Source organism: Candidatus Magnetaquicoccus inordinatus, from assembly GCF_004217665.1.
GTDB classification, from domain to species: domain Bacteria; phylum Pseudomonadota; class Magnetococcia; order Magnetococcales; family Magnetaquicoccaceae; genus Magnetaquicoccus; species Magnetaquicoccus inordinatus.
Genome location: NZ_RXIU01000076.1, coordinates 1 through 14,471, shown reverse-complemented (window position 1 = coordinate 14,471; position 14,471 = coordinate 1). Strand labels below are relative to the sequence as shown.

General features: G+C 48.3%; 8 protein-coding genes and 2 pseudogenes. 3 read left to right on the top strand and 7 right to left on the bottom strand.

Features of this window, described 5'->3' with window-relative positions; genetic code table 11:
• Positions 1-357: 357 nt before the first annotated feature.
• Entirely contained in the window at positions 358-1,356 is a 999-nt protein-coding gene (locus tag EJP87_RS07465; RefSeq protein WP_130471235.1) for a lysylphosphatidylglycerol synthase transmembrane domain-containing protein, read from the top strand.
• 63 nt (positions 1,357-1,419) lie between these two features.
• Here EJP87_RS07465 and EJP87_RS07460 read toward each other — a convergent pair whose 3' ends face one another.
• The 7 genes and pseudogenes from EJP87_RS07460 to EJP87_RS07430 form a co-directional block, all read right to left on the bottom strand.
• A complete protein-coding gene (locus tag EJP87_RS07460) occupies positions 1,420-2,847 on the bottom strand; it encodes a TolC family protein (RefSeq protein ID WP_130471237.1) in 1,428 nt (475 codons plus the stop codon).
• 28 nt (positions 2,848-2,875) lie between these two features.
• A pseudogene (locus EJP87_RS07455) lies at positions 2,876-4,220 on the bottom strand (HlyD family type I secretion periplasmic adaptor subunit).
• Positions 4,217-6,394 (bottom strand): type I secretion system permease/ATPase, encoded by a 2,178-nt coding sequence (locus EJP87_RS07450; protein WP_130471234.1) that lies wholly within the window; start codon positions 6,392-6,394, stop codon positions 4,217-4,219. Before EJP87_RS07450 ends, EJP87_RS07455 begins: the two are co-directional and overlap by 4 nt.
• Positions 6,395-6,611: 217 nt before the next feature.
• Positions 6,612-10,391, bottom strand: coding sequence for a hypothetical protein (locus EJP87_RS07445; protein WP_227657515.1), 3,780 nt, complete (start codon positions 10,389-10,391; stop codon positions 6,612-6,614).
• Between the two features lie 334 nt (positions 10,392-10,725).
• Complete coding sequence (locus tag EJP87_RS07440; protein WP_130471233.1) at positions 10,726-11,220, bottom strand: hypothetical protein; 495 nt, start codon at positions 11,218-11,220, stop codon at positions 10,726-10,728.
• A gap of 26 nt (positions 11,221-11,246) precedes the next feature.
• Positions 11,247-11,720: a hypothetical protein gene (locus EJP87_RS07435; RefSeq protein ID WP_130471232.1), complete on the bottom strand. Its 474-nt coding sequence runs from the start codon at positions 11,718-11,720 to the stop codon at positions 11,247-11,249.
• A gap of 318 nt (positions 11,721-12,038) precedes the next feature.
• Positions 12,039-12,611, bottom strand: coding sequence for a hypothetical protein (locus EJP87_RS07430; RefSeq protein WP_130471231.1), 573 nt, complete (start codon positions 12,609-12,611; stop codon positions 12,039-12,041).
• Positions 12,612-13,247: 636 nt separating this feature from the next.
• On the opposite strand from EJP87_RS07430, the gene EJP87_RS07425 reads away from it, so the two are divergent.
• Entirely contained in the window at positions 13,248-14,153 is a 906-nt protein-coding gene (locus EJP87_RS07425; protein ID WP_130471230.1) for an Rpn family recombination-promoting nuclease/putative transposase, read from the top strand.
• Between the two features lie 104 nt (positions 14,154-14,257).
• Positions 14,258-14,471, top strand: a pseudogene (locus EJP87_RS18970) (DUF86 domain-containing protein); the annotation flags it as partial.

Here is a 14,471-nt window from a genome sequence, read left to right as displayed (position 1 = left end):
TGGAAGCAAGCTGTGCGGATTGGCGCGCCTTTTTGCGCCAATCCGCACAGCATCCCCATGGGGGTAGAGCTGGCGAGTCATCGCAAACCGGGTAGAGCTGGCGAGTCATCGCAAACCGGGTAGAGCTGGCGAGTCATCGCAAACCGGGTAGAGCTGGCGAGTCATCGCAAACCGGGTAGAGCTGGCGAGCCAGCACGAACCTGAATAGTTACCCGTTCACCAGCAAAAACAACTGCGGGTCCGGGAGGGCGCCTTCCTGATGGAGCCCAGGGGCAAAGCCTCTGGGGTTTGGTTGTTGGTGCGTTTTTCACATTAAGCCGACGCGCCTATGTGGTTGGCAAAAAAGAGAGGGATGTGATGAAAGCATGGGGAATTTTTGCCCTGAAATCCCTGATAGCCTGTGGTTTGCTGTTGTGGATTTGGCAACAGGGTATTTTGGATCCCAAGCTGTTGTGGCATGGCATGGTCCATGTCGAGACCTGGAGTGTTGGTATTGCCATCAACCTGTTGATTATCTCTCTGGGGGCGGTGCGTTGGCATCTGTTATTGCGCGGGCAGGGGTGTCGTCTTGGCTTTTCCTGGCTGCATAAGCTGACCTATGCCACCACATTTTTTAATTCGGTGGTTCCTGGTGTGGTAGGGGGTGATGTGCTGCGGATTGTTTATTTGCTGCGTCATCTGCCACCTGAACAACAGATGGTGGCGGGGTTGACGGTATTGTTTGACCGTTTGCTTGGCCTCTATTCGATGTTTGTGCTGGCTTTTTTGGCAGCGTTGTTTTTGCAGGAGGCTCTGCTGGTTTCTCGTTCGGGCACAGTCCTTTTTTATCTTTTGTTGGCCATTCTGCTTTTGGTGCCGTTGCTGGCCGTGCTGTTGCTGTGTTTGTTTTCCCGGATCTCTGCGCTGGGTTGGCTGCCGCAGTTGGCGCAGCGAGCCTGGTTGCGTTATCTGCCTGTGCACAAGCTGTTGGCGGCAATCGAGCTGTTGCGGAGCCAGTGGCGGCAGACGCTTTTCTCTTTTTTTCAGGCTGTGCTGCTCTCGTTGTTCTGTCAACTGCTGGCGGTATGGGTATTGATTCGGGTGAGTGCCACGTTGGATCTGGGCAGCACAGCGCTGCAAAACTATCTGCTTGCTGCGCCAATCGCCTGGATTGCCAATATGCTGCCGCTCTCTCCGGGCGGATTGGGTATAGGCGAAATCGCCTTTGCGCAGGTGTGTCAGTGGTTGCAACCTGAGGCGGTTGTGGCGCTCTTGGTGACCGCCTTTTTGCTGGCCCGTCTGCTGCAGATATTGGCCTCTCTGCCGGGGATCATCGCCTATTTTTTGCTGGACAACCCTCAGAAAGCGCCTGCGTGAGGAGGAGGGGTAACCACAACTTAGCCAACGCAGTTGTGCAGCCAAGCGCAGCTTTGCACCAGGCTAACGAACATCCTTGATCCCAAGAGTTCCCGCGCTGGCGAGCAAACGAAGTCGCGCCGAACGCCAATCAGCCAGAGAGCGTACTCTCTCTTGTTGTGCATCCTCGAATGCCATCTGGACATTCAGCATTTCCAGGATATCCGAAATTCCTTGATCGTACCGTCGTCGCACATTTTCCAAAGCATCTTGCGCGGTATCAAGCAATCGTTTTGAGCTATCCAGACATCGCAAAGCGGCCAAAGCATGGGCATGAGCTTTGGCGATTTCAGCCAGAATCTGGTTTTGCATCTCTTGCAACTCAGAGGTTTTCAATTCGACTTGCGCTTCTGCACCACGAACCTTGTATGTGCGTCCAAATCCATCGAATAGAGGAAAATTGATCGTTACACCGACCACGTTTTCTCTGGATTCGGCGTTGGACAATCCTTGACCTGGACGACCGTTGATGTACTGACTTTGGGTATAATCCAGGGTCGGTAACCCTTCAGAACGAATAACGGATTTCCTCTCTTTGGCTGCTTCCAACTGGGCTCGCGCAGAGATCAACGCTGGGTGCTCATTTTGGGCAGTATTCAGCCATTCGCTTAACTCCTGAAGCAGGATGGTTGCCGCATCGTGGTAATCCGGGGCCAGAATCAACTGAGGTGTCTGCAACCTTTGAGGAGGTATGCCAAGTCCAGCGATCAGTGCCACCAATGCCTTTTCATAACTGCCCAGTGCCCGCGCATGTTCCAGTTCGGCCTTGCTGAGCGTTGTTTTTGCCTGCAAGGTATCGGAGCGCTCACCGGCTCCGCGCGATTCTCGTTTTTCGGCAATCTTCAAGGTTTGTTTGGCCAATATTTCCCCTTGAATTTTTGCATCCAGATTTGCTTTTGCGGTCTGAGCATCAAAATACAAGCCGACAACGGTTGCGAGCGTGGTTTGCAATGTTTCGTCATGACTTGCCAGAGCAGCCTCCAGCAGGGCATTTGCGGAGCGTCGATTGGCGTCACGACCACCGAAATCCAACAACCGCCATGTCAGTGTGGCATATTTTGAGTCACTGTCCCGCTCGCTAGTCACCGAGATCAGACTCTGTTTTTGTTCTGATTTCTGTTGCAAGCGACTTGCACCCATGGTAACAGTGGGCAAATAGGCTGAACGTGCCTCGCCAACCTGAGCAGCTTGCACTTTGATTTGTACCCAGACGCTCCGAATTTTTGGATTATGACATAAGGCCAAATCAATGGCGGTCAAGAGCGTCAATGGTTGAGAAGAGTCATAAGTCTCCATCGGACAGGAATGGACTTGTTCATCCCCAGGTAAGATTTTCCCCGTCTCCAACTGCTGAGGCAGCGACAGCAATGGATCTTCGAGTGGGGTTGTGAGCATGTCGAACCAGTCGCGGGCATGGGTGGTCTGCGACAAGACAATACCGACCAGAAGCATTATTCTCTTCAGCCACACTGCTCTTCGTTTAACGTTCACGCATTGCCTCCCTTTGATGTTTCATCAAGGGTGACAGAACATATTCAATGATTCGTCGAGTACCGGTTTTTATTTCCGCATTGATAGACATGCCAGCCGACAATGGCATCTCTTTTCCATCCACAAAAATATGATTTTTTTTCCAGAACAATTTTCGTTGCGTAGATCAATCCTTTTTTTTCGTCTTGAATGGCATCCTGGGAGACATGTTTAATCTTGGCCGCTATGGTTCCATATTTGGTGTATTCAAATGCATCTATTTTGACCTCCGCATCCTGACCTCTATGGACAAAACCAACATCTTTGTTTTCAAGGAATGCCTCTACCTCTACCACATTCTCCTTGGGAACGATCTGCATCAGTGGTTGTGCCGCCGGGACCACACCTCCTACAGTATGCACGATCAACTGTTGCACCGTGCCATCCACAGGTGCAATCAGTTTCAGGAGTTTGCTGTGTTCTCCCGCACGGCGTTGATCCTGCTGGGCAGCGGCAATCAATTTCTGGCCTTCGATCAAAGAATCATGCGCTTCCTTGTGCGTCTGTGCGATTAGGGCCGAACGTTGATTTTTGGCATCCTGCAACTGTCCCGCAAGATCAATACGAGCCTGTTCTTTTTCCAGCCAAGCATGCCGGGATACCGCATGTTCTTCCAATAGTGCCTGAAAATCTCTGGCACGCTGTGTTGCCAAAGGTAACAGGGAAGCGAAACGGGCGATTTCTCCATCGAGACGGATCAGTTTGGCTGAAAAATCACGGAACTGGCTTTCCAGTTGCAGTTTGGCAGCTTCTCTTTGACTTTCGTTTATTCCAGTGACCGGTTTCATGCGCGTAGGTTTGAGATGGGTGACAGCTTCGATCATGGCCTCAGAGCGTGCAACCTGCAATTTAGCCTGAGCCACGGCATCTGCGGCCTTGTCATGTTCGGAATCGCTGCTGCTGGCATCCAGTTCGATCAACAAATCACCAGCTCTGACCTCCTGCCCCTCGGTCACGAACAGTGCCTTAACGCTGGCAGTATCAACCGAAGCGATTGTTTTTGTGCGTGCTGATGGGATGATTTTGCCTGTGGCATGCACAATAATATCGATTTCGCCAAGCACAGACCATAAGGTGACAATCAATACCAGCAGCATCAAAATGCGACCGGTGGCACGGAGTGTGGGAGAGTCGGGCATTTCCTGCAAAGACAAACCGGCTGGCATAAACTCAGCCTCTTGTTTGTTAAAAAATCCGCTGCGCATGGTATCCCGCAACCGCCAAGCATGAATGAAAACCGCTCGGTATCGCTGTAACAAAGAAACCATGGCTTGCCAACGATGGTAACCACTCATGATGATTTTTTCTGCGCAAGCGATGGCTCAGCTACCCCATGGACTTGCTGGTTTTGAAGTTGATACAAATGACGGTATATGCCCCGTGGATTCTGTAACAATTCGGCATGAGATCCTACCTCAACGATCTGTCCATGATCTACGACGACAATACGATGGGCATCCCGCACGGCGCTCAGACGATGCGCAATGATAATGACTGTCCGTCCTGCACAGATGTGACGCATATTTTCCTGGATAACCCGCTCAGATTCATAGTCAAGGGCACTGGTGGCCTCGTCGAAAATTAAAATGCGTGGGTTCAAGATCAAGGCTCTGGCAATAGCTATGCGTTGTCGCTGGCCTCCAGACAAGCCGGTACCCTGTTCACCAACAAGGGTGTCATAACCTTCCGGAAGTTCACATATGAATGGATGTGCACCAGCCAGTTTTGCTGCAGCGATTATTCTTTCGATCGGTATGGCAGGATCGGAAAGCGCGATATTGTCGCGTATCGACCGGGAAAACAGGGTGTTTTCTTGCAGAACGACGCCGATTTGGTTGCGAATGGAGGTTGTGTCGACGATGGCAAGGTCTTGCCCATCAATGGTAACACGGCCGCGTTCTGGAACATACAAACGTTGCACGAGTTTGGTTAAGGTGCTTTTTCCCGATCCGGAACGTCCGACTATCCCAATGATCTCTCCAGGCTGAATGCTCAAGGAAACACCGCGCAGAACTTCCGGGGCTTCTGGGCGATAACGAAAAAACACATGCTCGAAGGAGATTGCTCCAGCGATGCGGGGAACGCGGGTTTTATGGCCAGAGAGTTCAGTCCGAGCATTCAGGATGTCCCCCAGGCGACTCATGGAGATGCCGACTTGTTGAAAATCGTTCCAAAGTTGGGCCAAGCGCAGAATGGGGGAGGAGACCTGCCCCGCCAACATATTGAAGGCAACCAGTTCTCCAACGGTCATTTGGTTATCCACCACCAGCAACGCACCCATCCACATTATGCCGGCAGTAACCAACTTGCTAACCAGAGTCACACCACCGCTGGCCACCAAGGCGATGTTGGTGGTGGAAAGTCCTGCAGAAACATATGCAGCCAGTTGTTTATCCCAATGCTGTTGCCAGCGAGGTTCTACCGCCAGAGCCTTGATGGTATCCATGCCGGTGAGAGTTTCTACGAGAAATGCCTGATTCTCCGCTCCTTTGTTAAATTTATCGTTGAGTTTAGCCCGCAGGACCGGCGTAAACACGAAAGATAATCCCAGATAGACAGGAATCGATGCCAGCACAATCCAGGAGAGAGTAGTGCTGTACCACAACATTACCCCGAAAAAAACAAATGAAAAAAGAATATCCAGAATCAGACTCATGGCGTTGCTGGTTAGAAAAACACGAATATTCTCCAGTTCACGAATCCGTGCCACCGAATCACCAGCCCGTCGTGCCTGAAAATAGCTGACTGGTAATGCCAACAGATGACCAAACAATCGTGAACCCAACTCCACATCGATCTTGCTGCTGGTATTGGCAAACAGCGCCGTGCGAATGGCTGTCAGTACGGATTCAAAGATTGTGGCGGCAATCAGACCAATGGCAATAACGTTCAGGGTTTTCATGGCGTGATTGACGAGCACCTTGTCCATCACGACCTGGAAAAACATGGGTGTGACCAAACCAATGATCTGCAACACAAACGAGATCATCAGCACTTCACCCAAAGATTTTCGATATTTGACAATGGCAGGAATGAACCAGGTAAAATCAAAGTTTGCCAATTCGCCAAGGTAAGTGGCTCTGCTGGTAAAGAAGATCATCTCTCCAGACCAGATATCCAGGAATACATTCTGCTCGATCACTTCCGGCGGATTGCCAGGACGTTGGATGAGTAGACGACAAGGAGAATAATTGGTATCCACTTTGCCGACAAGAAAGAACTGACCGGACTTGTCCACTGCCACAACCGGAAGTGGTGTGCGGTCCAGGCGGTTTGGATCCTGCTTCACCAGTCGAGCCGTCATGCCCATGCTTTTGGCTGCCAGCAGAATGGTCTGAATCGAAAATGAATCTGCACCGAAGCGATGTTGTAGTTGCGCTTTGTCGGCAACAAGACCATGCAATCTTGCCATCAGAAGCAAACAGTGCAAACCGCTATCGATATCGGATTTGGCGTGCGCATCCATCATGTGTTTATTCTATTAATAATGTTCGCAGGCGCAGCAGAATGACAATAATATTATTCATGGTATTATGACATCCCTGCTCAGTGATTGCGAGCAGAGAGGGCGCATCCCTGCGCCACTATCTGCCGCCAACTGGGCGATCTACTCAGAATCTTGTCCTCTGGAGAAGTGTGTATTGAAGTGCCACACTGGAGAACAGAGGATAGTCCCGCGTATGCGTTTAATGGGTAACTGTGAGCAGTACTTGGCCATTACTGGTTTGTCCATTGCTCCAACTGGTCTGGGTTGGCGCGGGAGTCGCGAAGGCGGCCATGGCCTGGACAAACTGCTCAACGTCTGTATCAAACAGGGTATAACCTTCGGCGGTTTTGATCACTTCCACATGGTTGTCCTTGCCGGAAGTGCCGCCAAGATACCAATCCTTGATAAGGATTTGTTCTGTCGATCCCATAATGCTGATTTTCAAATCATTGCCGACATGAGAAAACCACAGGTTGGTCTGATTGATGCCGACGAGCTGCAATATATCCATGTTGCCAACCGTATCATCATTGTCGATCAGCGCTTCCTGACCATCCCCGCGGGCAAACAGATAGGTATCGTCTCCTGCTTGGCCAATCAGGGTATCATTGCCCAAACCTCCAGAAAGCGTGTTTTTGCCACGATTGCCGGTGAGAATATTGTTCAGACTATTGCCAGAGGCATTGACATCCTCGTTCCACAACTTGATGGGATCGACGGTATAGATGGTGTAGGCATTGGCAACTTGGGCACAGTTGCGAAAATCGGCAATGGCGATGTAGCGTGTCATATCGCTGACCAGTCCGCGCCCGGAATCGGCGATGTAAAATCCATTGATTGTCCCGCTGGTTGCATCGCAGGCCACGCCGGTTACAGTCACCACATGATTGACCGCCCCATTGTCCAGATAGGCGTTATCCCCCCAGAGTTTACCGGCATTCAGGCCAATGATCACTCCACGCCCACCTTTGAGCAAATTGGCGATACCCTGTTCGTTGAAGCCCGTGATGATCCCGTTGCGGATGCCGTAACTGTTGAGCAGTGCTTGCTGATCAATATAATTTGATCCGCCGCGCTGATACTCTGTTTTAGTTGGATCGGTGACACACCAATTATTGTTGATGGCGGTTTGCACTACCTGGGCTTCCGACAATGCCTGGTTGGCTTGGGTGCTCAGATTGGCAATGGCCGTCAAGGCGCAGGTTCCCTTGTATCCCGCCACAGCATTGCCTTGCATGTAATCCAGTTCATAGGCTTTGGGATAGCCGTATACCAGTATGTTGACTCCATCGGCAATACCCTTTTCGGCCTTGGAAAAGTCCAACAGAGTCAGATTTTCCAGATTTGAACCCAGAGTGTAACTGATGGTGGAGTTGACCGTATCCGTCCCTTCACCTGTCATTTCGATGACCTGATCACCAACATTATCCACATAGTAGGTGTCATTGCCAGCCCCTCCGCGCAGCGTATCCGCTCCGGTTACCCCATCGAGAATGTTGTCCGCACTGTTGCCGGTGATGATATTGTTCAGGCTGTTTCCCGTTCCGTGAATGTTGAATCCTTCAACCAATCTCAACTCTTCGATGTTGGTATTCAGGATATAATTTGCACTGCTGACAACCGTATCATACCCCTCATTTTGCAACTCCAGGATGACATCATTGACGCTGTTGACGATATAGGTATCGTTGCCCTGTCCACCCTGCATGTTGTCGGCACCGGCTCCACCGTCGATAAAGTCGTTGCCAACTCCGCCCACTATGATGTCGTTACCAGTCCCTCCATAAAGATAATCGTCGTCGCTTTCACCCGTTGCCAGTGTCTGCTTGAGTTCGTTGGACGCCGTAAAACCGAACAAAGTATCGTCGCCATCTCCCCCATATATGATGTCATTGCCCACACCGCCAAAAATTTTGTCGTTACCTGCTTCGCTATACAAGGCATCGTTGCCATCGCCTCCATTAAGCTCGTCATTGCCGATTCCGCCCCACAGCAGATCACCGCCCAATCCGCCCAGCAGCAGGTCATCTCCCGCACCTCCGTACATTATGTCGTCATCGGTCTCGCCCGTCGCCAGCGTCTGTTTGGTATCATTGCTCGGTGTGAAACCCATCATGAGGTCATTGCCATCCCCGCCCCACATCTGATCGTTGCCCACACCCCCAAACAGCTTGTCTATGCCAGAGCCGCCATCCAGAATATCATTACCGGCTTCGGCATTGATTTCATCATCTCCGGATCCGCCAAACATCTGATCCGTACCCGCTCCGCCAGACATCAGATCATTGTCCACCCCTCCGTCCATGTAATCGTTGCCCAGGCCGCCATACATTTGATCGGCGCCATTGCCGCCAAACAGGGTATCATCATCCGTTTCGCCACTCGCCAGGGTCTGCTTCGTATCATTGCTCGCAGTAAAACCAACCACAATGTCGGCACCATCTCCACCGTTCAAAATATCATTGCCGACCTGGCCAAACAGTTTGTCAATGTCCGTCCCCCCATCCATTTGATCGTTCCCGGCACCACCTTGCAGTTCATCATTCCCCGTGCCGCCCACCAGAATATCGCTGCCATCCTGACCAAACAACAGATCCGCGCCCAATCCACCATCCATGGTATCGTTGCCAACATCACCCTGCAGCGTATCATCCCCATCTTCACCATACATCTTGTCATCACCGGCATAGCCAAGGAGAGTGTCATTGCCCGTCCCACCCCACAGGTTGTCACTGCGGGTACTGCCACCCATGACATCGTTGCCACCGCCTGCATAAAAATTTTTGATCAGACTCAGGTTGAAATAAGTGCCGTTGTAGGCAGCATAGTAGTTGACATCAAAGGAGTCGTTGTTGTCCGTGCCCACGAGGTTTTGCTGGTTGCTGGAAATTTTGATCTGCGTGGGGGCCCAGGCGATCCATGTGTAGCTGTTGATGTAAAAGATGTTATCCGTGGTTCGCAGGGTGGTATAGTTGCTGGCCAGAGGAGCGGGAGATGTCGGAGCGCTGAGTGTGTTAAGTGGCGCTGCAGTAGTGCTTTGGGCCGTGGTGCGATAGAGTGCATTTCCGGAGGTGAGGTAGCCATAGTCACCGGAGCGCACGGCTGACTGACCGATATTGCTCAAGGCCGTACCCAGGGAGCTCCATTCGTTGCTGGCAGTGGCCGTCTGGTTGAGAATGCCATCTTCATTAAGGTCGGACCATGCATACAGGGTATTCAACTCGGTCCCACTGAGTTTGCCATCGGCGTTGGCATCCAAGGCAGCCAACTGCGTCGCCGTCACCGCACCACCTGAGCTGTTGAGAATACGCAAGGTGCGGTTGGCAATGGTCGTTGCCGGATCCAATCCCGGAGTGCGGCTTTCATAGAATGCACCGATAGGAGCTGTGCTATCTCCCTCAAATGCAAACGTCAGTGTGGGTGAGTTGCTTACCAACTGCATGGTAGAAAAATTAGAATATTCGTTCCAAAGCGCGTTGCTCAGATAGCCTTGAGTATGCAGTGTGTTCAATTCCATGTCAGCATTCAACAAACTGGCCAGGGTGCTGCCACTGGACACAAAGCTGTCTGCTTGGTAATCGTTGTTGATGTCTGTCGCTACATTAAATTGATCCCAGGTGCCGTTACCGTTGTTGTCAAGCAGCGCTTTCCATACACCACTACTCTCTTGTGTGGTCTGAATGCTGGAGTCAATTACACTGTCGCCGTTGATATCGGTCTCGATGAGACTCGTGGTATTGGAAAGTGTCCGTGCCTTGGTTGATTTGTTAATTTGGTCAAAAGGCTGTAGTAGCTTGTTAAGTGTACCGTCAGCAATAGGATCAACGGAACAGTTTGTACAGTACCAAGGTTTTTTTCCATTCTGTAGCAAGAATCTGTCAGCAACCGATGCCGCTTGTTGCTCAATGTTCATATTGTTAAAGTCATCGTTGATCGAATAATAGTATAGACGATCATCATATATAAGATCATTAGACACAAAATTCTTAAAGCCTTCAAAAATAGTATTCTTTCCTTGTACTTGCCATTGCCATACATGAACAACTTCATGTATAAGCAATGCCTTAAGGTTAACATTAGTCAGTATTGAATAATCACTACAATAGTTATTTGTAGGAAATGATATTGTATTAAACTTCACTACTGCATCCTTTCCAGGGAATAGTCTGGAATCAATTTCAATTTTTGAGTAGTCAATCGAATCGCCAAATATCGGGCGAAGCAGCGCAATTTCACCTGCGGTCAATACTCGTTCGTTCATAGCGGTCCTCCTGTAAATTTTGAGTTAGAAAGCGCAACATTAAACCAATTCTCTAATTTATATTTTTCACAAAGCCATTATTATATATAAATTTACCGTGCATTTGTAGCGTATGCCAATTTTTATCATCTGTTATACGTACAACTCCTCTGAGTGCATATTCGCCATTTATAATTTTCTTTGGCTGCAATTCAATGTCCATTTCTGGTAATTCCTCGCCATATCGCAACGGAAAGTCGTTACATTCTCCAAACTGAATTTTTTTAGGAGATCCTGATTTAGAGAAAGACCAATATTCACCATCAGGTTTAGGTTTTTCATCTTGGAGTTGATAGATGTAAAAGCTATATATACTTACAGAGTTATATTTTTCTCTATTTGGAATAGTAAAATACAGAGCCCCATCATCCCCAATGTAAGCCTCCGCTCGCATCCATGGATGGCAACCGCTCAGAAGCACCAAAAAGATGCCAAAGATAACTATAACAGCACTTGTTGAATAATTTTTTCTTGCTCTGGCTGTGACACTCACATGCTTTTCTCCCATTTATAATCCTGCCCATGGATCACTACTTACATATTTTGCACAGACCCATTTTCATAAACAAATTTACCGTTAACACCAGTCCTGCTAATTTTTTTTGCATCAGTTAAAATAACAAACCCTCTTATAGAGTATATACCATTTATAATCTCTTTAGGCTGAAATTCAGTTTCTGCACCAGGGGGTTCATTCCCATAACGCAAAGGCAATTCATGAGATTCACCAATTTTCTGTGAAACAGAAATAGGATATTTTTTACTGAAAGACCAGTAGTTGCTACTAAATTTTCCATCTTGTATATTGCTAACGGTAAAGATCAAAACCTCTGTTTTTGAATAATTTTCTCCATCTGGAATATTGAAGTATAGTGCTCCATCTTTCCCAGTATAAGCTGCCATTTTTCTCCATGCCTGACAACCATCCAACAGTGCAAAAGTTATGACAATGCTAAGAACAAAAGCGATAGTTAAGGGATTAATTCTTGCCTTTACAGTTGTAAACACTCACCGTTTCCTTTATATAATGAAATATTGCGCTGACCGTAAAAAATCAATTCAAACTTTTATTTTAGCGTTCCGAACAACCATGTAACTGAATCGTTTATGTTTCTTATCGTGTCTTTTACTCATTTCTGGTCAATGAATGACGGGCGCAAATATCACCTGCTTTCTGCAACCATGAAACAACCTCTCTCTTTCTGGCAGCGACGGGCTTATCACCATGTGCTGTTTATTCCAAATAACAGTCATCGTATTGTAACAGATTCGTTGACTGGTAGAGTTAAGTGCATGCTAACCACATATTAATTGAACAAATATATTTCAATCCATATAAAGATAATAAACATCATCAAAAAAATGATGAACTGTCATGCCAGGGCCAATTCTTGCTTGAGGGATATTAAATTTATTTTCGTGAAATGTTTTAATCATAGACGAAGTCCAAAATTCACTTCCAGCAGACAGCTCATGTTTTGGATCAATTGCAATAATATCGAAGTCTTGGTTGCTTACTGATGCAAAACAAATTGTTAGTTTGTTGTGTTTTTGTGCATTAGTTCGACATTTTGAGTAACTGCTAGCATATATTAATTTTGCTGCAATATAACGCTTTGCGTAATGTATATCCCATGAATATATAAATATTAAAAAACAAAAAATAATATAAAAAAAATGACACAATAAAGATTCCTTTCTTTTGTATATAATTCTTGCGAATGCTCCAGAGAGGAACGCTATTAGTGAAATCCCAAAATATATTAAGAACAATGTCATCCAAAAAAATGCACCATCAAAACTTCCTCTTGAATTAATATTATTAACATCCAAATAAATGTTGTACGCAAAAATTGTAGTCAAAACAATATAACAATAATATTTTTCATCCCTTTCCAACTTTTTCTCTCCTAACTGGACTTTAGAGATTCAGCCGAGGGGCGAGGTACGGCGTCTCATCCTCCGCATGGTACACAGTTTACGTATGTCTACCAATAATCGAGCGATTGATTTCTTGAGGCGGTGCTCTAGAGACAGGATTCACCATGATGTCAGGAGCACCGCTATGGACAGTAAAGGATGTGGATCAATCTCCTGAGTTTTATTCGATGGGATCTCAATTATTTCCAAATCGCTACCTATACGATCAAAACTGTTCAACGGTTGTACAAAAGATTGGAATTTCTTCACGATTCTAACCCATGTAGATATTAATATTGTGAATAAATTAATAATATGGCGTGCAACGAGCGGTAGGCGCGCCATTAATAGGATCCTAGTTGTTATCGTATTTCCTTTTGACATGGAGGTCAATGGATGATTTTTTAGTTTGAAAAATTTTTTTGGTGGTAACGAAAAGTGAGGAGACTGCACGCCGATGAGAGTTTGTGCGAAGTGAAAATGACTACAAAAATGAGCTCTTATCTCTGCATATCCAATGCCTTTGGCCGGATGCAAACTGTTGTGGCAATTTTTGCTGGTGCGGGGTAGACTGGACTTGTCAACCGCTGTGCTTGGGGATCGGGGAGTTGTGCCATGCAATTTATTGACCCGCGCATCGATTTTGCCTTCAAAAAAATCTTCGGCAGCGAAGATGCCAAGGATATTTTGATCAGTTTTCTGGAGAGCCTGCTGGGGTTGCAGGGAGAGAAGCGCTTGCGCGAGGTGACCCTGATGGATCCCTTTTTGGCGCCGCGCCTGCAGGGTTTGAAAAGCTCGGTACTGGATGTGCGCTGCCTGGATCATCGCGGGGTGCAATATATCGTGGAGATGCAGGTCAGTCGGGTACGCGCCTTTCTGCAACGGATCCAGTTTAATGCCAGCAAAGCCTATGTGCAGCAGATTGCCAGCGCCGAAGAGTATCCCAAACTCAATCAGGTCATCGCCGTCACCATCACCGATTTTCGACTGTTCAACGAATTTGAACATTGTGTCTCAATGCACGAAATGCGCGAAAGCCTCTCCGGGGAGTCTTTGCTGCGCGAGATCCTCTACTATTTTGTCGAACTGCCCAAATTTACCCGCTCTTTGCACGATTTGGACACTCTGTTGGACAAATGGATCTATTTTATTCGCCATGCCTCTGCCTTGCAGGAGGTTCCCGAACGGCTTGCCGAACCAGCAATCTGCCACGCCTTTGAAAAAGCACGGGTCGCCGGGATGAATCGCGAAGAGTTGGAATATTATGACAAATCCGCCATGGCCGCCCAGGATGCCCGGGGAGCGTTGGAGTTGGCGGTGCAAGAGGCGGAAAAACGGGGAGAAGAAAAAGGCAAACGGGAAGGGGAGGCAGCACTACTTTTGCGACTATTGCAGCGCCGTTTTGGCCCGCTTCCAGAGGAGATCATCACCATCGTGCGCGTGGCCGAACCCTCTTTTGTGCAGCGCTGCAGCGAACGTCTGTTGGAGGTGCATACCTTGGAAGAGCTTTTTGCATCATGAAACAAGCCTGCGCAGTGCAGTCGCCAAGCTCCTCAGTGAACGGTGCGCCTTGCAAGAGGCCAGAGCACCCCTCATGGCCTTGATTCAAGAGAAGGGAACCATTTATGGCCGATGATGTTCTGATCAACAAAGCAGCGACCACCGAGTGTGGGTGTGGCGCGGGCGCGAGAAGAGTATAATAAAGGATCCAGTGCACTTTGCCAACGATTATACCCGCCAGGATGCCGCCATTCTCAACATTCAACGCGCCTGTGAAGCGGCGCTGGATATGGGGCATTATCTGATTCGGCGTGAACGCTTGGGTGTGCCTCAGGGAGC